Raw genomic sequence first — 20,862 nt, 5'->3', positions numbered from 1 at the left:
CAGGGCCCGCCGGGTGACGCGGGCGCGTGTCCCACCGGATGGAGGGCGGGCGCGCCGATACGTTGCGCAGGTGCTCGAAGCATCCTTTCTTGATCTTTCCGAGCGGAACGCGGAGGACGGCGCGCTGTCCGTGTGGCCCGCGTGGGAGCTGCGCGAGCACGGCGCCACCCTGTCCTGGCTGTACGCCCGGCTGGACTTCCCCGACGGCGCCGGGGTGGACGCTCTCGCCGTCGTGCGCGACGGGGGCAGCGTCTGCGTCGAGGAGATCCGGGCCCGCCCCGCGCTCTCCCTGGACGACCTCACGGTGCTCGCGGACTGGCTGGAGGAGCCGCTGCTGGAGGCGTTCTGGGCGGGGGAGCGGGCCGCGGGCCGGGTGGTGGCACTGGCGGCCGACCACGACGACCCCGGCACCGCGCCCGCGAGCCGGCGCCGGGCCCGCCCGGTCTGGCCGCGCGGCGCCGAGGGCCGGCTGCTGCTCGCCCGTGAGTACCGCGCCGCGCAGGCGGCGGGCACCGACCCGGTGCTGGCCGTGATGCGGGCCACCGGTCACGGCCGCCGCCGTGCCCTCGGCCTGATCGCCCGCGCCCGTGACGCGGGCCTGCTGACTCCGCGGCATGCCCGCCGGTAGGGATGCCCCGGCCGTGCCGCGAGCCCGCTAAGAGTCTTCCGTGTGCTCCCCGGTGGCGAAGAACCGCGACAGATCGCCCCCCGAGGCCCCGCGCCCGGCGTCCCGCTCGGGCGGCAGCCCCAGCTCCCAGTCGAGCCCGTAGCGCCGGAACAGTTCGGCGCGCAGGGCCGGGAGCGGCATGGGCACGCCCGGAACCAGGGCCGCGTACACCGCGCCCATCAGCTGGGCCCGCAGCATCGGATAGTCGGCCCGCACGTCCGCGGAGCCGTAGCGGGCCACGGTGTCGCCGAGCAGTTCCGACAGCCGCCGCTGCTCCGGGCACTCCACGAAGCCCTCGGCCTGGAGCAGCCCCGCCATGTGCTGGCGCATCAGCACGGGATGGTCGCGGGTCAGCCCGAGGATCGCGTCGACGGCACGGGCCAGCCGCTCCCGGCCGTCCTCGCTGCGCGGCTCCCGCTCCAGCGCCTCCTCCAGCGTGCGGTGCATCAGCCGGTGCACGGCGGACTGCACGAGCTGGCGCTTGCCGGGGAAGTAGTACGACACCAGGCCGCGGGCGGAGCCGGCGCGGTCCGCGATGTCGCCGAGCGTCGTGGCCTCGAAGCCCCGCTCGGCCACCAGCTCCACGGCGGCCTGGAGCAGCCGCTCGCGGGAACGCCTTCGCAACTCTTCATTGACCGAGGCGCTGCGCGGGGACATGCTGGACTCCTGCGTTGACTGGCTGCCAGCCAACTATACTCAACGCATCCGGAACCGACGGTTCCGTTCCGGGCTGCCGTCCGCCGGGGTGACGCGGGGGATCACCTCGGCGGACGGTGCCGGCCCGGTCGGCACCGGGAGGGCGCATCAGACCAGGTCCAGAACCGGCAGCAGCGCGTCGGGGCGGCGGTCCACCGGCAGGTGGTCCACGAAGTGCACCCGGCAGCCGAGCGCCGCCGCACCCCCGTCCGCCTCCCTGCTGTCGCCGACCATGAGCGCTTCCCGCGGCGTGGTGCCGAGCGCCGCACAGGCGGCCCTGAACAGCCGCGGGTCCGGCTTCTGCACCCCGTGCTCGTACGACAGCGCATAGGCGTCCACGAACGCGTCCAGCCCGTGCGCGCGGAAGACCGGGCGCAGGTCCCAGCCGATGTTACTGACGACTGCCACGCCGATGCCGCGCTCGCGCAGGGCGCGCAGCACCTGGGGCGCGTCCGGGTAGGGGTCCAGGCGGCGGGGGACATGTGCCGTGCGTACAGCGCGTCGTGCAGATCAGGATCGGGCAGCGGCACCAGCCGGGACATCCCCGTGTACGCCGCCCGGTGCAGCTTCGCGCTCTCGTCCCGGCGCGCCCACAACCCGGCCGTCTCCGCCGGCACCCGCACCGGCGCCGCCCCGCCCGGCAGCGCGCCGGCCTCCTCCAACGCTCTTGCCGTCGCCCTGAGTTCGGGCTCCGGCAGATACCGACCCGTCTCGTCCAGCACCGCGCGCAGCCAGGACTCGGCGGACTCGATGCGGAACAGCGTCCCGGAAAAGTCGAACAGCACGGCAGCCATGCGATGGACCCTATCTTGGCGCGACCGCAAGGGAGTTGAGCCGAGGACGGCCCAGGAAGTCGAGCCGCGCCGCCCTCAGCCCAGTGCCCGCAGCCCCGGTACCAGGGTCAGCAGTACCGGCAGCGCCGGCACCAGCGCGGCGGTCGCCGTCAGGCGCAGCCGGTGCAGGGCGGGGAGGCGGCCGGGCGGGGTGAGCAGCCGGTCGACCCGCTGCGGCACATGCGCCTCGGGGGTCGGGCCGGGGCCGAACACGCCCCGCTCCTCGTTGAGTTCGACCAGGGCGAGCGCGGTCGTCAGCCGGCCGAAGCGCCGTGCGGCCGTGTCGTCTGCGGCCAGCTCCACCAGCCGGTGCATCTCGTCCCGGAACGCGGCGAACACCGGCACCTGGGGGAACCCGCCCGCGAGCGCGGCCGAGCAGTGCAGCAGCCAGTCGTGCCGCGCCTGCGCGTGCCCCCTCTCGTGGGCCAGCAGCGCGTCCAGCTGACGCTCCTTCAGACGCCGCAACGCGGCCGTGGTGACGACCAGTCGAGGCGTCGTACCGGCCAGCCACCAGGCGTCGGGGCGCCGGTCCTCCAGCACCACGAGCCGCCCCCCGCCCGGCTCCTCGCCCGGCAACAGCGGCGCCCGCACCAGGAGTTCGGCCCGCTGTGCCCGCCGCCGCGCGCGGGACCGTACGACCTCCCGCACCAGCATGGCCGCGCTCCACAGCCCCGCGCAGGCCAGCAGCACGGCGGTGGCGGCCGCCCATGGGCTGGCGGAGCCGAGGGCGTACGCGTCCACGACCGCGCGCGGCGCCCGCGCGAACACCTGCCCGCGCACCGGCGCCCAGGCCGCGGCGGCGCTCAGCGTCATGGACAGCGCGCAGCACAGCAGCACGGCCGCCACGACGCACTGCCACGCCCACAGGGCGACGACCGGTTCGCGGTCCGGCCAGTCGGCGCGCGCGAGCAGCCGCGGGCCGAGGACGGCGGTGAGGACGCCGAGCACCAACAGGGCCACCGGGACCATCATGGGCAGCACCTTATGAGCGCCGGGCCGCCCGGCGGTACGGTCCGTCACGCCGAAGTGACGCAGACAACGCGCACCGGCTCAGGAGACTACGGGCGACTCCCGACCGCGCTGGGCCTGCCCGGCGTTCACATCGTCAGCAGCATCGCCACCATTCCGATCGCCATCGACAGCCGGCACGCGCGGGCCAGTTCCGGGCGGTCGCCCCAGTGGGCGGGCGGCGGGGGGCCGCCGGCGGTGGCGGTGGCCGGGACCAGACGGGCGCCGGACAGCAGTGCGTAGCCCGTGAAGTACAGGAGCAGCGCGCCGGTCACCGCCGGGACCCCGGCGCCACCGTGCATGCCCTCCATGGACATGCCCTTCATGGAGTGGGCGGCGGGCGGGGCCAGGGCCATCGCGGCCGCCATGTAGACCATCGCCGCGGTGCCCACCAGGTGGTGCAGATGATGCCGGTCGCGGCGTGCGGCCCACAGGGCGCGCAGCGCGGCCAGGCCGAAGACGGCCGCGTACACCGGCCAGGCCCACCCCGGCGGGGAGAAGGCCGCCGCCGGCACGGCCATCGCGGCCATGCCGAAGCCCATCAGCGCCTCCCCGCCGGCCGACCGGCGCTGCTCCTCGACGGCGCTGCGCATCCGCAGCAGGCAGTAGGCCCCGGTCGCCGCGCAGAGCGCGACCAGCAACCAGGCGGCCGACACGGGTCCGTGCACGGGTACCTCCCCCGCTCGACGGTCGGTCGAGGGATGCGATGCCCAGCCGGGGCGGGGCGCATGCGGGCACACGGGGGAGCACGGGAGCGCGGGCCGGAGCGCGGCCGTATATCTTTTACAGATAAAACACATGCTAAATTTGATGAATGAGCAGCGCGACCCGTCCCCGTCTCCCCCTCGCCGGGATACTCCGCCTCGGCCGCCCCTCGGACATCTGGTTCAAGCCCGCCCTGAGCGTGGTCGTCGCGGTCGCCCCGCCCAACCTGATCCTGCTGGCGCTCGGCCGCCTCGACCTCGCCATGTACACGATGGCCGGCTCGCTGTGCGCCCTCTACGGCCACAACCGGCCCTACGCCGCACGGGCGCGGCTCCTCGTCTGGGTGGTGCTCGGCATGCTGGCCGGTGTCGCCGTCGCCCTGGTCACCGCCTCGCTCACCTCCGACGCCGTCCTCCTCGTGACCGTCGGCGCCGTGCTCGCGGCGGTCCAGAAGGCCGTGTGCGACGCCACCCGGATCGGCCCGCCCGCCAACGTGGTCTTCGCCTTCATCAGCTCGGCCTCCCTGTTCGCCCCGCAGACCCTCGGCCAGGTGCCGGGCCACCTCGGGCTCGTGCTCGCGGCCGGCGCCTGGTCCTGGCTGGTCGGCATGGCGCCCGGCCTCGTCCGCCCGCACGGCCCCGAGCGCCGGGCCACCGCGGGCGCCCTGGACGCCACCGCCGCCTACGCCGGCACCCGCGGCACTGGCGAGGGGCACGCCGCCGCCCGCGCCGCGAGCGCCGCCGCCCTCCACGCCGCCTGGCAGTCGCTGCTCGCCGTCGGCGACCGCACCGACCCCACCCGGCGCGCCCTGGAACGCCTCCTGGTCCGCGCCGAGGTCGCCCTCGCCGCCCCCGCCGACACCGACCCGGCACGGCTGCGCGCCTGGGCCCGGCAGCTGCGCGGCCCGCGCCGCACCCTGAGCCTCGACATCCCCGGCGAGCACGCGGACGAACTCCTCGGCCTGGACACCGAGCTGGCCCTGCCGCGCCCACCGCTGCGCCACCGCCTCGCGCCGCTCGCCCCCCTCGCCACCCGCACCGCCGTCGGCTGCGCCTTCGCCGGGTACGCCTCCCTCGCCCTCGGCGTCGGCCGCCCCTACTGGGCCCTGGTCACCGCGGCCTCCCTCTACCAGGCCAACGTCACCCTCACCTGGCGCCGGGGCGTGCAGCGCGTCGTCGGCAACATCCTCGGCGTCCTCGCCTTCGCCGCCCTCGCCCCGCTTGCGCACGTCAACGGCGTGGCCCTGGTGCTGTGCTGCGCCGCCCTCAACTTCGGCGCGGAGGCGCTGATGGCCCGCAACTACTGGCTCGGCAGCATCTGCGTCACCCCGATGGCCCTGCTCGTCACCGAGTTCGCGCGCGGCCAGGACGCCGCCGAGCTGATGACCGACCGGGTCGTGGACACCCTCATCGGAGCCCTCGTCGGCGTCGTCGCGGCCGTCGCCGTCACCAACCGGCGCGCGGGCGACCGCCTGGAACACGCGCTGACCGAGGCGGAACGCGCCCGCGAGCACGCCGCCCGGCTGCTCGCCGAGGCGCACCCTCAGCCGCGCGCCCTGGACGGCGCCCGCCGCGGGCTCGCCGCCGCCCTGGTGGAGCTGCGCGCCACCGCCGACGCCGCGGCCGGCGAGTGGTGGCAGCGTGCCCTGCCCGAGGACCGGGTGGTGCTCGCCGAACAGTCCGGACACCGTACGCTCGCGGCGACAGTACGACGCCAGGGGCTCGCCCCGCGCCGGCGCGACGCGGGTACGACGACGGAGGACATACGGCCATGACGGCGAGGAACGGCACACCGGCAGCCGGGGACGCGAGCGGCACGGCGGCGCGGCACGAGGCGTCCACGGCCGACACGGTCGCCGCGGTCGTACGGCAGTGGCGGGCCGTCCACCCCGAGCTGGACACCGGGCCGATGGAGGTCATCGGGCGGATCAACAGGTGCGCGGCGCTGCTCCAGCAGGCCGAGGACGCGCCGCTGCGCCGGGCCGGGCTCAACCGCGCCGAGTTCGACCTGCTCGGCGCGCTGCGGCGCACCGGGCACGAGCTGACGCCAGGGGAGCTGGCGCGGGAGACGTTCTCCTCCGGGGCCGCGGTCACGAAGCGGATCAAGCAGCTGACCGAGCGGGGGCTTGTCGAACGGCGCGGCGACACCCGTGACCGGCGGGTGGCCCATGTCCGCCTCACCGACGCGGGGCGGGACCTGGTCGACGGGGTGCTGCCCGATCAGCTCGCCTACGAGACCGCGGTCCTCTCGGTGCTGGCCCCGGCCGGCCGCGAGGACCTGGCCGGTCTGCTGGCGGAGTTGCTGGGCCGGCTGGAGGGCCGGATGGGGGCGTTGCGGGCCGGGGCCGCGGGGTAGGGGGCGCCGTAGGGAGAGCGCCGTGGGGGTGCGGGTCGTGGGCCGGGTGCGGGTGCGTCGTGGCTGGTCGCGCGGTTCCCCGCGCCCCTCAGGGAACCGCGGTCGCCGTCGGCTGGGAGGGGCTGAATCCGGCGTCTGCTGTGCACGGCCCTTCAGGGAACCGCGGTCTCCGTCAGGGTCGAGGCCGGTGAGCCCCCGCTAGATCCCGGCCCGGTGTCGCAGAGGATGGTCCGCCGGGACCTCCACCAGGACGATGCGCGTGCCGTCCGGGTCCGCGAGCCACATCTCGATCAGACCCCACGGCTCCCTCACCGGCGGCCGGGTGATCTCGACGCCCTTCGCGCGGAGTTCCCCGTGCGCCGCCGTCACGTCCTCGACCTGCATCCACAGCACGACGGACGGCGACGGGGGAGCCGTACCCCGGCCCGAGAGCTCCAGGAAGCCGCCGCCGAGGAAGTACACCGTCCCCCGCTCCGGCCCCGTGCCGAACTCGCGGTAGACGGGCAGGCCCAGCCGCTCGCCGTAGAAGGCGCGACTGCGCTCGGGGTCGGTGGGTCGCAGAAGTGTCCGGCTGCTCAGCACATGCACCATGCCCGCGCAGCCTAGTGGCACGGTTACCCTCGACCCAGCCCCAGCCACACCCGAGATCGGAGAACCGCCCCCATGCACAGCGCCGCCGCCCCCGGCCTCACCTTCCGAGACGCCACCGATGCCGACGTCGACGCGCTGGTCGTGCTGATCGAGTCGGCGTACCGCGGCGACGCCAGCCGGGCCGGGTGGACCACGGAGGCGGACATCCTCAAGGGGCAGCGCACCGACCCCGAGGGCGTCCTCGAAGTGATCAAGTCGCCGGACAGCCGACTGCTCACCGTCGAGCGCGACGGCCGTATCGTCGCCTGCTGCCAGCTCGAACACCGCGGTGAGCACGCCTATTTCGGCATGTTCGCGGTCAGCCCCACGCTCCAGGGGGCGGGCCTCGGCAAGACCGTCATCGCGGAGGCCGAGCGCCAGGCCCGCGCGGCGTGGGGCGTCACCGAGATGCACATGACCGTCATCTCCGTACGGGAGGACCTGATCGCCTGGTACGAGCGCCGCGGCTACCGCCGTACGGGAAAGATGTCCCCGTTCCCGTACGGCGACGAGCGCTTCGGTATCCCGCAGCGCGCCGACCTGGAGTTCGAGCTGCTGGTCAAGAAGCTCGGCTGAACGCGGCCGGGGAGCGCGCCGGCTACGCCGTGAACCGGCCGGTGCGCTTGATCTCCGGGAAGTCCGTGGTCGCCCCGTCGAGCCCGAGCGCGCGGACCAGCCGCAGATGGTCCTGCGTGTTGACGGTCCAGCCGATGATCCGCAACCCGGCCGCCCGCGCGTGCTCGACCGTCTCCAGGGTGAGCCTGCGGATGTCCAGGCACAGGGTCGGCGCGCCCACGGCGAGCGCGCGCTCGACCACCTCGGGGCCGTAGCGCCCGGCGATCAGCGCGGTGCGTACGCCGGGCACCAGCCGCGCGATCTCGGCGACCGCCTCGTCGTGGAACGAGGACACCTCCACCCGCCCCACCAGGTCGCGCTCCAGCATCACCCGCGCCAGCTCGCGCGCCGCCGCCACGTCCTTGATCTCGGCCTGGAGCGGCGTGTCCACCGCGTCCAGCACCTCCTCGAACACCGGCACCCGCTCCCCGCGCCCCGCGTCCAGCGCGCGCAGCTCGGAGAGGGTCTTCTCGGCGATCGGCCCGGAGCCGTCGGTCGTGCGGTCCACCTCGGCGTCGTGCATGACGACCAGGGCGCCGTCCTTGCTGAGGTGCAGATCCAGTTCGATCAGGTCGAGGCCGGCCCGCTGCGCGGCGACGAAGGAACGAAGGGTGTTCTCGGGCTCCACGCCCATGACCCCGCGGTGACCGATGGTAAGGAAGTTCAAGGTTCGACTCGCTTCCGTCGACGGCGGCTCGGCACGCGCGGCGACGGGCGGACGCCGTCGTCCGTGCGGGCAGATGGCAGCCTAACGGCCCCGACCCGTGATGAACCCGCATGCGCGCGGACGATCTGGGCGCGCCCCGGACGGTGACTGGCTGCTACCCCCGCGCGGCTTCACCCACGCGTGGGCGAGTCCCCGCGCGCTTGACAGGCCGGATATCACCCCTCCCTCGTCCCCGGCCGGACGGTCGAAAGTGAGCGCTGTCACGGTTTACGGCAGGAAAAATGTCGGTGACCATGTCTCTGGACAGCAAAATCTCCTGCGCCGCCTCTTGATGGGGGAATCGGGGTATGCATACGGTGTCCATACGCGAGGTTCTGCCGTGGAGGATGGAAAATGACGGAAATTCTTGTGCAGTCGGGTGCGGAGGGGCAGGTTTCTTCGCAGGCCAGGGTGGTTGAGCACCCCGCCTGGCCCGTGCTCAAGGATGCCGTGGAGCAGATCCGGCCATGGCAGTCGGCGGACGGCTCGATCGACTTCGACGCCGAGGGCGCGCCTGCCAAGGCCGACGCGGAGGCCGCCGTGCGCCGTGTCGCCGAGGCCGTCGAGCAGCTCTCGCCGCTGTTGCCGCATGACGCCGCCTACCACGAGGCCGTGGTCGAGGACCTGCGCCGCTGGGCCGAGGGCGGCTTCGGGGTGCCGGACTTCCTGGACTCCCTGCTGGCCTTCCACCCCGCGGCACGGCGCGTGGACGGACTCCAGCACCTGGTCGTCTTCCCGATGTACACGCAGAACGGCAACCTCGACCGCAACCTGGAGGCGGTCGTGCTGCGCATGGTCTGGCCCGAGTGGCTGGCCGAGCTGGAGCGCACCCGGTACGACAACCCGCTGTTCTGCGGCATCACCTTCGAGGACTTCACCTCGGGCTACGACACCAACTCGGCCGTCCTCTTCCCGGAGACCATCGCCGTCCGCGAGGCGCCGGAACGTTTCTCCTGGGGCGGCATCTTCTGCGACCGCGAGGCCGCGCGCTTCCGCCGCGTCACCGACGCAGCCGTCGGCATCCTGGGCCTGGAGCTGCCCGAGGACATCGCCGCGATGGTCCACGACCAGAAGCGCTGCGAAGAGGCGTTCGTGCTCTGGGACATGATCCACGACCGCACCCACAGCCACGGCGACCTGCCGTTCGACCCGTTCATGATCAAGCAGCGCCAGCCGTTCTGGATGTACGGCCTGGAGGAGCTGCGCTGCGACCTCACCGCCTTCAAGGAGGCCGTGAAACTGGCGGCCGACGGCGTCCCGCAGGCCCGTGACGTGCAGTACGCGGTGCTGTTCGACCGCATGTTCCGCTTCCCCGTCACCGGCGACCGGGTGCGCAACTACGACGGTCTCGGCGGCCAGCTGCTCTTCGCCTACCTGCACAAGCACGACGTGGTGCGCTGGACCGACAACAAGCTCTCCATCGACTGGGAGCGCGCCCCGCAGGTCACCAACCAGCTGTGCGCCGACATAGAGAAGCTGTACCGCGACGGCATCGACCGCCCCAAGCTCGTGCACTGGTTCGCCGGCTACCAGCTGGTGTCCGAGTACCTCGCCCCGCACCCCGGCTCCAAGTGGGCCAAGGGTCCCGACGCGCTGGACCTGACCCTGCCGCCGCGCAAGCTGGTCGACGACGTGCTTCCGGACGAGTTTCCGCTGAGCATGTTCTTCGAGGCCCTGTCCAAGAAGCTGAAGAATGTGATCGCCTCCACCAAGGGCATCACGGCGGACAGCGCCGAGCGGCTCGCCGCGTGACGGACGACGCGACGACCACACACATCACTGCCGAAGAGGGGAACATCATGGGGAACGGGTCGAACGGGGCGCTCAGCGGCGCGGTGATCGCGGTGGCCGGCGCGGGCGGACCCGCCGGCCGGGTGACGCTGCTGCGCCTGGCCGAGGCCGGCGCGACCGTCGTCGGAGCGGACAACGACCCGCAGCGGCTCTCGGAGGCCGTGGACGCGGCCCGCTATGCCTCCGGCGGCGCCACGGTCACGGGCGACACCGTGGACCTGCTCGACCTCCAGTCCACCCGTGAGTGGGCCGAGCACATCGAGAAGGACTTCGGGCGCGTCGACGGCCTGGTGCACCTGGTCGGCGGCTGGCGCGGCAGCGAGACCTTCACCAAGACCAGCCTCGACGACTGGGACTTCCTGGAGCTGCTGCTGGTGCGCACCGTGCAGCACACCTCGCTCGCCTTCCACGAGGCCCTCCAGCGCAGCGACCGCGGCCGCTACGTGCTGATCAGCGCGTCCGGCGCGTCCAGGCCCACCGCGGGCAACGCCGCCTACTCCGCGGCCAAGGCCGCCGCCGAGGCGTGGACGCTGGCCATGGCGGACTACTTCCGCAAGGCGGGCAAGGCGGAGGGCGCCGAGGGCCCGACGTCGGCGGCTACGATTTTGGTGGTCAAGGCGCTGGTGCACGACGCGATGCGCGCCGAACGCCCCAACGCGAAGTTCGCGGGCTTCACGGACGTCAAGGACCTGGCCGAGGCCATCGAGGGCGTCTGGAGCAAGTCCGCCGCCGAGTTGAACGGAAACCGTCTGTGGCTGACCGAGAAGCCGTGAACCCTCCCAAGACCGACGCGCGTCGCCATCACGACCCGGAGGTCCGCGGTTTCGCCAGTGACAACTACGCCGGGGCGCACCCGGAGGTGCTGGCCGCCCTGGCCCTGGCCAACGGCGGCCACCAGGTGGCCTACGGCGAGGACCAGTACACCGAGAACCTCCAGCGGATCATCCGCAGCCACTTCGGCGCCACCGCGGAGGCCTTCCCGGTCTTCAACGGCACCGGCGCGAACGTGGTCGCGCTCCAGGCGGTCACCGACCGCTGGGGCGCGGTGATCTGCGCCGAGAGCGCGCACATCAACGTGGACGAGGGCGGGGCGCCCGAGCGGATGGGCGGGCTCAAGCTGCTCACCGTGCCCACGCCGGACGGCAAGCTCACCCCCGAGCTGATCGACCGGCAGGCCTGGGGCTACGAGGACGAGCACCGGGCGATGCCCCAGGTCGTCTCGATCACCCAGTCCACGGAGCTGGGCACGCTCTACACGCCCGACGAGATCCGCGCGATCTGCGAGCACGCCCACGCGCACGGCATGACGGTGCACCTGGACGGCTCCCGGATAGCCAACGCGGCCGCCTCCCTGGACGTGCCGATGCGCACGTTCACCACCGCGGTCGGCGTCGACATCCTCTCGCTCGGCGGGACGAAGAACGGCGCCGTGTTCGGCGAGGCGGTCGTGGTCCTCAACCAGGACGCCGTGCGCAAGATGAAGCACCTGCGCAAGCTGTCCATGCAGCTCGCCTCCAAGATGCGCTTCGTCTCGGTGCAGTTGGAGGCCCTGCTGGCCAAGGACCTGTGGCTGCGCAACGCCCGGCACGCCAACGAGATGGCCCAGCGGCTCGCCGAGGGCGTGCGCGCGGTGCACGGCGTGGAGATCCTCTACCCGGTGCAGGCCAACGGCGTCTTCGCGCAGCTCCCGCACGACGTGAGCGAGCGGCTCCAGAAGCGCTTCCGCTTCTACTTCTGGGACGAGGCCGCGGGCACGGTGCGCTGGATGTGCTCCTTCGACACGACGGAGGAGGACGTCGACACCTTCGTGGCGGCGGTCAAGGAGGAGATGGCGCGCTGAACCAGGCGCCTCGAAGAGTGCATAGGTATGCGGTCACCTGAAAAGTCATTGACGGTCGGGTGATCGCATTCCTATGCTCTGCGGGCATGCAGCTGATCCAGGAAACCGCGGACCTCTCCGCCTACTTGGCCGCCGATGAGGTCATCGACCATCACCACCCGATGGTCCGGGAGACGGCCGCCCGGCTGGCCGCCGACGCGGCCGACTCGTATGCCTATGCGCGCCTCGCCTACGAGTTCGTGCGCGACACCATCCCGCACTCCGCCGACACCGGCGACCCGCGTGTCACCTGGCGCGCCTCCGACGTGCTCGCGCGCCGCACCGGCATCTGCCACGCCAAGGCACACGCGCTGACGGCCCTGCTGCGCGCCGAGGACATCCCGACGGCCCTGTGCTACCAGCGCCTGCGCGACGACGACGGCGACGGGCATGTGCTGCACGGCCTGGTCGCCGTCCGCTTCCGCGGGTCCTGGCACCGCCAGGACCCGCGCGGCAACAAACCCGGCGTCGACGCGCGGTTCTCGCTGACCGGCGAACGGCTCGCCTGGACCCCCGACCCCGCCGCGGGCGAGCTGGACCACCCGCTGCTGTACGCCGCCGCGCACCCGGCCGTCCTCGCCGCCCTGCGCACCGCTCCCGACCGCGAGGCCCTGGGCCGGGCACTGCCGTCCGTCCCGTGACACCCTCGTGAAGTGGCGGGCGCCCGCCGCGAGTTGCCGTACCGTGTGCCGCCGCACATCGGCGGCGGCACCGGCGCGTGCCTCAGTGGGCGTCGGCCGTCCGCAGCGCGTCCGCCGTCGGTGCCGTACCACCCAGGTGCGCCGGGAGCCACCAGGAGTCCTCGGGGCCCTTCGGGCGGCCCGGATAGGCGCGCTGGGCGGCGTCCAGCAACTCCTGCACGCGCTCGCGCAGCCGGCGGGTGATCGCCCCGGCGTACTGGTCGCGCGCCGCCTCCATGGCCTCGCCCACGCGGATGGTGACGGGCAGGTGGCTGCGCTTGAAGTCGCGCGGATGCCCCTTGGTCCACAGCCGCTGCGTGCCCCACACCGCCATCGGGACCAGCGGCACCCCGGCCTCCTGGGCGAGCCTGGCCGCACCCGACTTGAAGCCCTTGAGGGTGAACGACTGCGAGATGGTGGCCTCGGGGAAGACGCCGATGACCTCACCGGAACGCAGCGAGTCCAGCGCGTGCGCGTAGGCGGCCTCGCCCTGCCCGCGGTCCACCGGGATGTGCTTCATGCCGCGCATCAGCGGACCCGAGATCCGGTGCCGGAAGACGGACTCCTTCGCCATGAACCGCACCAGACGCTTCTGCGGCAGCGCGGCCAGGCCGTTGAAGATGAAGTCCAGGTAGCTGATGTGATTGCTCACCAGCACGGCGCCGCCGGAGCGCGGGATGTTCGAGGAGCCCTGGCAGTCGATCTTCAGATCCCAGACTTTGAACAGCGTCTTGGCGAATCCGATGACGGGACGGTAGACCAGCTCTGCCATGGGTGGGATGAACCCTTTCTGCTCTGCTCGGGAAAGGGGCTCCCGGCGGACAAGTTACGCGGCCGTAGGTTTACGGCGTCTCGCAGATCGTGCCCGAAGAACGTACGGGTAGCCAGTTCTGGTGCCCGGCCGCGGCGAGATCCTCGTCACGTCCGCACGGGATTCACCCGGACGCCGGGAATCTCGACGGCGCGCCGATTGTTTGAATCCGCACGCCCGCAGAAGCGGGCGCCCCTGGAGTGCCGCACCGGCGGCGGAGCGGGAGGGCACGGGTGAACGGGCGCGACGACGCCGGAACGGGCCGGCGCGAAGCCGGACGGAACGCGGCCGGGCTGGGCGAGACCGAACTCGGCGGCCCGCTCGGCGAACGGGCCACCCTCGTCCAGTTCTCCAGCGCCTTCTGCGCGCCCTGCCGCGCCACCCGGCGCGTCCTGGGCGAGGTCGCCGCGATGGTGCCCGGCGTCGCCCACGTCGAGATCGACGCCGAGGCCCGCCTCGACCTCGTACGCGCCCTCGGGGTCCGGAAGACCCCCACCGTCCTGGTCCTGGACGCGCACGGCAGAGAAGTCCGCCGCGCCGCCGGGCAGCCCCGCAAGGCCGATGTCATCGCGGCGCTGGGGGAGGCGGTGTGAGGGGTACTCAGCACCAGGTGAGAGAGATCCCAGTTCCCGGACCGCACTTGACTGTGCGCGCCACCTATCGTCAGCCTGACCGTATGCCGACCGAACTCCTTCTCCACGGGCGGGCCCACGTCGACCTCGCGCGCACCGCGAGCGCCTGCTGTCCGGGCCGCTGAGCAGCCACGGACCCGCTCGCCCTCCCGAACAGAAGGACAACTCCATGACGGCCCTGCCCCAACTCGGCACCCCCCAGCTCGCCTCTCCCGAGCTGCTGCGCTCCACCTTCCGCCGGCACGCCGCCGGTGTCGCGGTGATCACCGCGCGCGGTGCCGCCGGACCGGTCGGCTTCACCGCCACCTCCCTCACCTCGGTCTCCGCCGAGCCTCCGATGATCTCCTTCGGCATCGGCACCGGGGCCTCCAGCTGGCCCGCGATAGCCGAGGCCGGCCATATCGGCGTCCACATACTCGGCGAGCACCAGGGCGAACTGGCCGCCACCTTCGCGCGCAGCGGCGCCGACCGGTTCGGCGCGCCCACCGTCTGGCACGACGGCCCCGAGGGCGTGCCCGTGCTCGACGACGTGCTCGCCTGGCTGGTCTGCCGGGTCGTCGCCCGCGTCCCGGCGGGGGACCACCGGATCGTGCTCGCCGAGGTCGTCCTCGGCGATCCCACGGGCGGCGGCCGCCCCCTCCTCTACCACCAGGGCCGCTTCACCGCGCTGCGCGACTGAGTGCGGCGCGGATCACGTCCCGTTCCCCTGCACGGCCGTCGAGTTCCGATTACGCTGCGTTGCGAAGGTCACAGTTCAAAGCGCTTGCTTAGCGGGGACGAACTGAGTGTACTGACGAGTAATATTCCGGTCGGAGCGCGCTGACGCCCCGACCGGGATCGGCCGCTTCAGGCGCCTATGCTGCCTGCAAGAGGCAGCCAGGAAATCACGATGCAGTAGGAGAGCCGGCGTGAGCTTGAGGATCGTTGTCACTGTGAAGTACGTGCCCGACGCCACTGGCGACCGGCACTTCGCCGATGACCTGACCGTCGACCGCGACGACGTGGACGGTCTGCTCTCCGAGCTGGACGAGTACGCGGTCGAGCAGGCGCTCCAGATCGCCGAGGACGCGGACGACGCCGAGGTCACCGTGCTGACGGTGGGCCCCGAGGACGCCAAGGACGCGCTCCGCAAGGCCCTGTCGATGGGTGCCGACAAGGCCATCCACGTCGAGGACGACGATCTGCACGGCACCGACGCCATCGGCACCTCCCTGGTGCTGGCCAAGGCCATCGAGAAGGCCGGCTTCGACCTGGTCGTCTCCGGCATGGCCTCCACCGACGGCACCATGGGCGTCGTCCCGGCGCTGGTCGCCGAGCGCCTCGGCGTCCCGCAGGTCACCCTGCTCTCCGAGGTCTCGGTCGAGGACGGCACCGTCAAGGGCCGCCGCGACGGCGACGCCGCCTCCGAGCAGCTGGAGGCGCAGCTGCCGGCCCTGGTCTCCGTGACCGACCAGTCCGGCGAGGCCCGCTACCCGTCCTTCAAGGGCATCATGGCGGCCAAGAAGAAGCCGGTGGAGTCCTGGGACCTGTCGGACCTCGACATCGAGGCGGAAGAGGTCGGCCTGGAGGGCGCGTTCACCAAGGTCGAGACCGCGGCCGCGCGTCCGGCCCGCACGGCCGGCACCATCGTCAAGGACGAGGGCGAGGGCGGCAAGCAGCTCGCTGAGTTCCTCGCGGGCCAGAAGTTCATCTAAGGGTTCGCGCCCGCCGACCGCCCCTCAACTTCGTTACGCAGGAGAGCAATCCCATGGCTGAAGTCCTCGTCTACGTCGACCACGTGGACGGCGCCGTCCGCAAGCCGACCCTCGAGCTGCTGACCCTGGCCCGCCGCCTCGGCGAGCCCGTCGCCGTCGCGCTGGGCAACGGCGCCGCCGACACCGCCGCCACCCTCGCCGAGCACGGCGCGGTGAAGGTCCTCACCCACGACGCGTCCGAGTACGCCGACTACCTGGTCGTGCCGAAGGTGGACGCCCTCCAGGCCGCCTACGAGGCCGTCTCCCCGGCCGCCGTGCTGGTCCCGTCCTCCGCGGAGGGCAAGGAGATCGCCGCCCGCCTGGCGCTGCGCATCGGTTCCGGCATCATCACCGACGCCGTCGACCTGGAGGCCGGCGACGAGGGCCCGGTGGCCACCCAGTCGGTGTTCGCCGCGTCCTTCACCACCAAGTCCCGTGTCATCAAGGGCACCCCGGTCATCACGGTCAAGCCGAACTCGGCCGCCGTGGAGGCCGCCCCGGCCGCGGGCGCGGTCGAGGCCCTCGCCGTGACCTTCTCCGACAAGGCCACCGGCACCAAGGTCACCGCCCGCACCCCGCGCGAGTCCACGGGCCGCCCGGAGCTGACCGAGGCCGCGATCGTGGTCTCCGGCGGCCGCGGTGTCAACGGCGCCGAGAACTTCGCGATCATCGAGGCCCTGGCCGACCAGCTCGGCGCGGCCGTCGGCGCCTCGCGTGCCGCCGTGGACGCCGGCTGGTACCCGCACACCAACCAGGTCGGCCAGACCGGCAAGTCGGTCTCGCCGCAGCTGTACATCGCCAACGGCATCTCCGGCGCGATCCAGCACCGCGCCGGCATGCAGACCTCGAAGACCATCGTGGCCGTCAACAAGGACGCCGAGGCCCCGATCTTCGAGCTGGTCGACTACGGCGTCGTCGGCGACCTGTTCGACGTGGTGCCGCAGCTCACCGAGGAGATCAAGGCCCGCAAGGGCTGATCGCCGGAAGGCTGTCCGAGGCCCCCCTGACCCGCGCGGTCATGGGGGCCTCGGTGCATCCTGAAGGCGGCGCGGGGGTGTTGACCAGCCGGAAGGACGCCGGATAACTTCATTCTACGGATTGTTGATTCCGCACAGCGGAATTTCGGTGGATTCTTGGAGGGTGTGGGATGGGTCAGCAGGAGAAGGTGGCGACCAGCCTCGCGGGCGCCGTCGGCGAGGAGATCAGCACCTCGCTCGCACCGGTCGACGCGGAACTGGCCCGCCGCTACCCCGGAGACCCCGGCACCCGGCAGCCCGTCCACACCGTCTACGTCCCCGGTGACGCCTTCGCCGCCGGCACGGTCCGCTCCTGGGGCGACCAGGCCCTGGCCGCGCTGGACGAACACGCCCCCGACGCCGCCTCCTTCGCCGCCGTCCTCGGCCTCGCCGACGAGCTGGCCGGACCGGTGTACTCCCGCGTCCGCGCCAAGCTGGAGCGCGAGCCGATCGAAGACCTGCGGGTCGACTTCGAGGACGGCTACGGCCCCCGCCCCGACGCCGAGGAGGACGCGGCCGCGGCCCGCGCGGCCCGGCTGATCGCCGAGGCGTACGAGAAGGGCACCGCGGCGCCGTACATGGGCATCCGGGTGAAGTGCATGGAGGCTCCGGTGCGCGCGCGGGGCATCCGCACCCTCGACGTCTTCCTCACCGGCCTGATGGCGGCGGGCGGGCTGCCCGAGGGGCTGGTGCTGACCCTGCCGAAGGTCACCTACCCCGAGCAGGTCACCGCCTTCGTACGGCTCCTGGAAGCGTTCGAGAAGGCGCACGGCCTGGACGCGGGACGGCTCGGCTTCGAGATACAGATCGAGACCAGCCAGGCCATCCTGGCGACCGACGGCACCGCGACCGTCGCCCGTATGATCCAGGCCGCCGAGGGCCGCGCCACCGGGCTGCACTACGGCACCTTCGACTACAGCGCCTGCCTCGGCGTCTCCGCCGCCTACCAGGCGAGCGACCACCCGGCCGCCGACCACGCCAAGGCGGTCATGCAGGTCGCCGCCGCGGGCACCGGCGTCCGGGTCTCGGACGGCTCCACCAACGTCCTCCCGGTCGGCCCCACCGAACAGGTCCACGCCGCCTGGCGGCTGCACTACGGCCTCACCCGGCGCGCCCTCGCCCGCGCCTACTACCAGGGCTGGGACATGCACCCGGCGCACATCCCGACCCGCTACGCGGCCGTCTTCGCCTTCTACCGCGAGGGCTTCGAGCAGGCCGCCGCCCGTCTCGCCCGCTACGCCAACCGCGCCGGCGGCGACGTCATGGACGAGCCCGCCACCGCCAAGGCCCTCAGCGGCTATCTGCTGCGCGGCCTGGACTGCGGCGCCCTCGACCCCACCGAGGTGACCGAGCGCACGGGACTCGGCCGCACGGAGCTGGAGGGGTACGCGGGCCCCCGCCGCGGCGATCTCACCGCGTCCACGCAGTAGCCCGCGAGTTCCGGGCGACGTACGGTCTCGCCCCCGCCCTGTCACCAGCAGCGGGGCGCCCCGCCCTCACAACTCCGGTTCGCGGCGCACCCGTTCACCGCACTCCTCCGAGACGGCCCCCAAGAGTTCCCGTAACGCGGTGGGCGGCCGAGGAGTCCGGTGAGCGGCGGACGCCGGCCACGGCTGGGCGGCTCAGGCGGCCGGGGGCAGTTCGCCCGAGCCGCGGGGGATCAGGCGGGTGGGCAGTTCGATGCGTTCCGGTGCGACGAGCCCGCCGTCCAGTTGCCGGAACAGCCGCTCCGCCGCCGTACGGCCGAGGGCCGCCGCGTCCTGGGCGACGACCGTGACGCCCGGCCGCAGCAGATCGGCCAGCTCGAAGTCGTCGAACCCGACGAGGGCCACCTGCCGGGACTGCTCGGCCAGGACCCGGACCACGGTGACCGTCACCCGGTTGTTGCCCGCGAAGACCGCGGTGACGGGCTCGGGTCCGCACAGCATCTCCTGCGCCTCCCGGCGCACCCGCTCCGGGCTCGTCACCCCGAGCGCCATCCAGCGGTCCTCGACCGGTATCCCCGCGTCCTCCATCGCCGCCCGGTAGCCGCGCAGCCGCTCCGCCGCGGTGTGGATGCGGGGCATGTCCCCGATGAAGCCGATCCTGCGGTGGCCGTGCGCGATCAGATGGGCCACGCCGTCGCGGGCGCCGCCGAAGTTGTCGGACAGCACCACGTCGGCGTCGATCCGCCCCGCCGGACGGTCCACGAACACGGTCGCCACGCCCGCCCGGATCTCCGGCTCCAGATAGCGGTGGTCGTCCCCGGCCGGGATCACCACCAGGCCGTCCACCCGCCGCGCGCACAGCGCGAGCGCCAACTCCCGCTCCCGCTCCGGGTCCTCGGCGCTGGAGCCGTTGATCAGCAGGGCGCCGTGCGCGCGGGCGACCTCCTCCACCGCGCGGCTCAGCGGGCCGTAGAAGGGGTCGGCGAGATCCTCCAGGACGAGGCCGATGCTCGCCGTACGGCCCTTGCGCAGCACCCGCGCGCTGTCGTTGCGGCGGAAGCCCAGCGCGTCGATCGCCTCCCGCACCCGGCGCTCGGTGTCCGGGGTGACCCCCGGCTCGCCGTTGACCACGCGGGAGACCGTCTTCAGCCCCACCCCGGCCCGCGCCGCCACGTCCTTCATCGTCGGCCGGTTGCCGTACCGGTTCCCGGAATGGCGTTCCGCGCGGCGGGTGGTTTTGGGCACGATGCGCTGTCCTGTCCTGTCGTCCGTGGCCCCACGGGGTGTGCTGCGGGCGGCCCATGGGCTTGTATGAGGATGTGGCGTCGAGCATAGAGCCTGGACAACGTTGTCAGATGCGCGAGAGACTGACGACCGCTCTGCGTGGGACCGCGCCCCCAGCACCCGGCCGGCCCGCCCTGGCCCATGGATTTTGATCGTTCGACGGGGAGACCAGACTCTGATGCGCACCGACCTCGTGGCAGCCCTGGACATCGGCGGCACCAAGATCGCCGGCGGTCTGGTGGACGGCCGCGGACTGATCCTGGAGCGGGCCCAGCGCGCCACGCCCGCCCGGCAGGACGGCGAGACGGTCATGCGCGCCGTCGAGGAGGTGCTCGGCGAACTCGCCGCCTCGTCCCGGTGGGGGCAGGTCCGCTCGGTCGGCATCGGCAGCGCGGGTCCGGTGGACGCGTCCGCGGGCACCGTCAGCCCGGTGAACGTGCCGGGCTGGCGGGACTTCCCGCTGGTCGAGCGGGTGCGGTCGGCGACCGGGGGACTGCCCGTCGAGCTGATCGGCGACGGCGTGGCGATCACCGCCGCCGAGCACTGGCTGGGCGCCGCCCGCGGCCACGACAACGCGCTGTGCATGGTGGTCTCCACGGGCGTCGGCGGCGGCCTGGTCCTGAACGGCCGGCTGCATCCCGGCCCGACCGGCAACGCCGGGCACATCGGGCACATCAGCGTCGACCTCGACGGCGACCCCTGCCCGTGCGGCGCGCGCGGCTGCGTGGAGCGGATCGCCAGCGGCCCGAACCTCGCCCGCCGCGCCCTGGAAGGGGGGTGGCGGCCGGGCCCGGACGGCGACGCCTCGGCCGCCGCGGTGGCCGCCGCGGCACGGACGGGCGACCCGGTCGCCGTGGCCTCCTTCCGGCGGGCCGCACGGGCGCTCGCCGCCGGGATCGCGGCCACCGCGACCCTGGTCGAGATCGACATCGCGGTGATCGGCGGTGGGGTCGGCAAGGCCGGCGACGTCCTCTTCACACCCCTGCGCCAGGCGCTCGCGGACTACGCCACGCTGTCGTTCGTACGGCGGCTGTCGGTGGTGCCCGCGCAGATGGGCACGGACGCGGGGCTGGTGGGCGCCGCGGCGGCGGCGCTGATCAGGGGGCCGGGGCTGGTGCGGCTCTAGCGGGGTGCCGGTGCGGCTCCAGTCGGGTGCGGATGCGGGCGCCGGTGCCGGGACGGCGGCCGTGCCGATCGCGTGGGGGTGGCCGCCGGTGGGTCACCACAGGAGTTCGGAGTGGTCGCCGGTGGGCCGTCACAGGCGTGGGGAAGGGCTACGGCCCGTACGCCCGGCGCCGTTCGGACGCATGCCCTCCAGCGGTGGGCGCCCCGCCGTCGCCGGGGGGGGCACCGCCGGAAGGGAAAAGCCCTCTCAGGGCCAGCGGGGGACGTTG

At 73.2% G+C, this 20,862-nt stretch carries 21 protein-coding genes and 1 pseudogene; 14 read left to right on the top strand and 8 right to left on the bottom strand.

The annotated features are described in order from the left end of the window. The first annotated feature begins 124 nt into the window (after nucleotides 1–124). Complete coding sequence (locus AC069R_RS24795) at nucleotides 125–628, top strand: DUF6214 family protein (RefSeq protein ID WP_478769053.1); 504 nt, start codon at nucleotides 125–127, stop codon at nucleotides 626–628. A 27-nt stretch (nucleotides 629–655) separates the two neighbouring features. Here the strand turns inward: AC069R_RS24795 and AC069R_RS24790 are convergent, their stop codons facing one another. The 4 genes and pseudogenes from AC069R_RS24790 to AC069R_RS24775 all read right to left on the bottom strand — a co-directional run bounded on the left by AC069R_RS24790 (nucleotide 656) and on the right by AC069R_RS24775 (nucleotide 3,872). Further along, the gene (locus AC069R_RS24790) at nucleotides 656–1,324 is read right to left on the bottom strand and encodes a TetR/AcrR family transcriptional regulator (protein ID WP_478769010.1); all 669 of its coding nucleotides are present in this window, start codon (nucleotides 1,322–1,324) and stop codon (nucleotides 656–658) included. A 147-nt stretch (nucleotides 1,325–1,471) separates the two neighbouring features. Continuing rightward, nucleotides 1,472–2,157 (bottom strand): annotated as a pseudogene (locus tag AC069R_RS24785) (HAD family hydrolase). A gap of 75 nt (nucleotides 2,158–2,232) precedes the next feature. Further along, nucleotides 2,233–3,168 (bottom strand): M56 family metallopeptidase, encoded by a 936-nt coding sequence (locus AC069R_RS24780; RefSeq protein ID WP_478769009.1) that lies wholly within the window; start codon nucleotides 3,166–3,168, stop codon nucleotides 2,233–2,235. Between the two features lie 125 nt (nucleotides 3,169–3,293). Further along, nucleotides 3,294–3,872 carry a DUF5134 domain-containing protein gene (locus AC069R_RS24775; protein ID WP_478769008.1) on the bottom strand — a complete coding sequence of 193 codons (579 nt, stop codon included), beginning with the start codon at nucleotides 3,870–3,872 and terminating at the stop codon, nucleotides 3,294–3,296. A gap of 146 nt (nucleotides 3,873–4,018) precedes the next feature. On the opposite strand from AC069R_RS24775, the gene AC069R_RS24770 reads away from it, so the two are divergent. After that, nucleotides 4,019–5,683 (top strand): FUSC family protein, encoded by a 1,665-nt coding sequence (locus AC069R_RS24770; RefSeq protein WP_478769007.1) that lies wholly within the window; start codon nucleotides 4,019–4,021, stop codon nucleotides 5,681–5,683. Further along, on the top strand, nucleotides 5,680–6,264 hold the full coding sequence (locus AC069R_RS24765) for a MarR family winged helix-turn-helix transcriptional regulator (protein WP_478769006.1): 585 nt from the start codon (nucleotides 5,680–5,682) through the stop codon (nucleotides 6,262–6,264). The genes AC069R_RS24770 and AC069R_RS24765 overlap by 4 nt, the downstream gene beginning before the upstream one ends. 198 nt (nucleotides 6,265–6,462) lie before the next feature. On the opposite strand, the gene AC069R_RS24760 is transcribed toward AC069R_RS24765, so the two are convergent. Continuing rightward, on the bottom strand, nucleotides 6,463–6,855 hold the full coding sequence (locus tag AC069R_RS24760) for a VOC family protein (RefSeq protein WP_478769005.1): 393 nt from the start codon (nucleotides 6,853–6,855) through the stop codon (nucleotides 6,463–6,465). A 72-nt stretch (nucleotides 6,856–6,927) separates the two neighbouring features. Here AC069R_RS24760 and AC069R_RS24755 point away from each other — a divergent pair, with 72 nt between their 5' ends. Next, nucleotides 6,928–7,470, top strand: a complete 543-nt coding sequence (locus AC069R_RS24755; protein ID WP_478769004.1) for a GNAT family N-acetyltransferase — start codon at nucleotides 6,928–6,930, stop codon at nucleotides 7,468–7,470. Nucleotides 7,471–7,492: 22 nt separating this feature from the next. Here AC069R_RS24755 and AC069R_RS24750 read toward each other — a convergent pair whose 3' ends face one another. After that, nucleotides 7,493–8,176 (bottom strand): glycerophosphodiester phosphodiesterase, encoded by a 684-nt coding sequence (locus tag AC069R_RS24750; RefSeq protein ID WP_397987567.1) that lies wholly within the window; start codon nucleotides 8,174–8,176, stop codon nucleotides 7,493–7,495. 393 nt (nucleotides 8,177–8,569) lie between these two features. Here AC069R_RS24750 and AC069R_RS24745 point away from each other — a divergent pair, with 393 nt between their 5' ends. From AC069R_RS24745 to AC069R_RS24730, 4 genes are all read left to right on the top strand, one after another. Then, nucleotides 8,570–9,967 carry a DUF6421 family protein gene (locus AC069R_RS24745; RefSeq protein ID WP_478769003.1) on the top strand — a complete coding sequence of 466 codons (1,398 nt, stop codon included), beginning with the start codon at nucleotides 8,570–8,572 and terminating at the stop codon, nucleotides 9,965–9,967. A gap of 47 nt (nucleotides 9,968–10,014) precedes the next feature. Continuing rightward, entirely contained in the window at nucleotides 10,015–10,779 is a 765-nt protein-coding gene (locus AC069R_RS24740; RefSeq protein ID WP_478769002.1) for an SDR family NAD(P)-dependent oxidoreductase, read from the top strand. Continuing rightward, on the top strand, nucleotides 10,776–11,846 hold the full coding sequence (locus AC069R_RS24735; RefSeq protein WP_478769001.1) for a threonine aldolase family protein: 1,071 nt from the start codon (nucleotides 10,776–10,778) through the stop codon (nucleotides 11,844–11,846). Before AC069R_RS24740 ends, AC069R_RS24735 begins: the two co-directional genes overlap by 4 nt. A gap of 86 nt (nucleotides 11,847–11,932) precedes the next feature. Continuing rightward, nucleotides 11,933–12,526, top strand: coding sequence for a transglutaminase-like domain-containing protein (locus AC069R_RS24730; protein ID WP_478769000.1), 594 nt, complete (start codon nucleotides 11,933–11,935; stop codon nucleotides 12,524–12,526). An 82-nt stretch (nucleotides 12,527–12,608) separates the two neighbouring features. On the opposite strand, the gene AC069R_RS24725 is transcribed toward AC069R_RS24730, so the two are convergent. Continuing rightward, nucleotides 12,609–13,337, bottom strand: coding sequence for a lysophospholipid acyltransferase family protein (locus AC069R_RS24725; protein WP_478768999.1), 729 nt, complete (start codon nucleotides 13,335–13,337; stop codon nucleotides 12,609–12,611). A 206-nt stretch (nucleotides 13,338–13,543) separates the two neighbouring features. Between AC069R_RS24725 and AC069R_RS24720 the strand changes: the two genes are divergently transcribed. From AC069R_RS24720 to AC069R_RS24700, 5 genes are all read left to right on the top strand, one after another. Beyond that, on the top strand, nucleotides 13,544–13,969 hold the full coding sequence (locus tag AC069R_RS24720) for a TlpA family protein disulfide reductase (RefSeq protein WP_478769052.1): 426 nt from the start codon (nucleotides 13,544–13,546) through the stop codon (nucleotides 13,967–13,969). A 208-nt stretch (nucleotides 13,970–14,177) separates the two neighbouring features. Next, complete coding sequence (locus AC069R_RS24715; protein ID WP_478768998.1) at nucleotides 14,178–14,687, top strand: flavin reductase family protein; 510 nt, start codon at nucleotides 14,178–14,180, stop codon at nucleotides 14,685–14,687. A 229-nt stretch (nucleotides 14,688–14,916) separates the two neighbouring features. Further along, complete coding sequence (locus AC069R_RS24710; protein WP_471060581.1) at nucleotides 14,917–15,702, top strand: electron transfer flavoprotein subunit beta/FixA family protein; 786 nt, start codon at nucleotides 14,917–14,919, stop codon at nucleotides 15,700–15,702. Between the two features lie 53 nt (nucleotides 15,703–15,755). Continuing rightward, nucleotides 15,756–16,718 carry an electron transfer flavoprotein subunit alpha/FixB family protein gene (locus AC069R_RS24705; RefSeq protein WP_478768997.1) on the top strand — a complete coding sequence of 321 codons (963 nt, stop codon included), beginning with the start codon at nucleotides 15,756–15,758 and terminating at the stop codon, nucleotides 16,716–16,718. 170 nt (nucleotides 16,719–16,888) lie between these two features. Continuing rightward, nucleotides 16,889–18,187, top strand: a complete 1,299-nt coding sequence (locus AC069R_RS24700) for a DUF6986 family protein (RefSeq protein WP_478768996.1) — start codon at nucleotides 16,889–16,891, stop codon at nucleotides 18,185–18,187. A 192-nt stretch (nucleotides 18,188–18,379) separates the two neighbouring features. Here AC069R_RS24700 and AC069R_RS24695 read toward each other — a convergent pair whose 3' ends face one another. Further along, nucleotides 18,380–19,429: a LacI family DNA-binding transcriptional regulator gene (locus tag AC069R_RS24695; RefSeq protein ID WP_478768995.1), complete on the bottom strand. Its 1,050-nt coding sequence runs from the start codon at nucleotides 19,427–19,429 to the stop codon at nucleotides 18,380–18,382. Between the two features lie 217 nt (nucleotides 19,430–19,646). Here AC069R_RS24695 and AC069R_RS24690 point away from each other — a divergent pair, with 217 nt between their 5' ends. After that, nucleotides 19,647–20,594, top strand: a complete 948-nt coding sequence (locus AC069R_RS24690; protein ID WP_478768994.1) for an ROK family protein — start codon at nucleotides 19,647–19,649, stop codon at nucleotides 20,592–20,594. The last annotated feature ends 268 nt before the right edge of the window (nucleotides 20,595–20,862 follow it).

Source organism: Streptomyces sp. NPDC043952 (genome assembly GCF_056435325.1).
The sequence above is the reverse complement of the archived record's forward strand: the minus strand, read 5'-3'. Positions and strand labels throughout refer to the sequence as shown.

Coding starts and splice junctions, on each gene's coding strand:
- AC069R_RS24790 (WP_478769010.1), bottom strand. CDS start 1,324: ATGTCCCCGCGCAGCGCCTCGGTCAATGAAGAGTTGCGAAGGCGTTCC.
- AC069R_RS24780 (WP_478769009.1), bottom strand. CDS start 3,168: ATGATGGTCCCGGTGGCCCTGTTGGTGCTCGGCGTCCTCACCGCCGTC.
- AC069R_RS24770 (WP_478769007.1), top strand. CDS start 4,019: ATGAGCAGCGCGACCCGTCCCCGTCTCCCCCTCGCCGGGATACTCCGC.
- AC069R_RS24765 (WP_478769006.1), top strand. CDS start 5,680: ATGACGGCGAGGAACGGCACACCGGCAGCCGGGGACGCGAGCGGCACG.
- AC069R_RS24760 (WP_478769005.1), bottom strand. CDS start 6,855: ATGGTGCATGTGCTGAGCAGCCGGACACTTCTGCGACCCACCGACCCC.
- AC069R_RS24755 (WP_478769004.1), top strand. CDS start 6,928: ATGCACAGCGCCGCCGCCCCCGGCCTCACCTTCCGAGACGCCACCGAT.
- AC069R_RS24745 (WP_478769003.1), top strand. CDS start 8,570: ATGACGGAAATTCTTGTGCAGTCGGGTGCGGAGGGGCAGGTTTCTTCG.
- AC069R_RS24740 (WP_478769002.1), top strand. CDS start 10,015: ATGGGGAACGGGTCGAACGGGGCGCTCAGCGGCGCGGTGATCGCGGTG.
- AC069R_RS24730 (WP_478769000.1), top strand. CDS start 11,933: ATGCAGCTGATCCAGGAAACCGCGGACCTCTCCGCCTACTTGGCCGCC.
- AC069R_RS24725 (WP_478768999.1), bottom strand. CDS start 13,337: ATGGCAGAGCTGGTCTACCGTCCCGTCATCGGATTCGCCAAGACGCTG.
- AC069R_RS24715 (WP_478768998.1), top strand. CDS start 14,178: ATGACGGCCCTGCCCCAACTCGGCACCCCCCAGCTCGCCTCTCCCGAG.
- AC069R_RS24705 (WP_478768997.1), top strand. CDS start 15,756: ATGGCTGAAGTCCTCGTCTACGTCGACCACGTGGACGGCGCCGTCCGC.
- AC069R_RS24700 (WP_478768996.1), top strand. CDS start 16,889: ATGGGTCAGCAGGAGAAGGTGGCGACCAGCCTCGCGGGCGCCGTCGGC.
- AC069R_RS24690 (WP_478768994.1), top strand. CDS start 19,647: ATGCGCACCGACCTCGTGGCAGCCCTGGACATCGGCGGCACCAAGATC.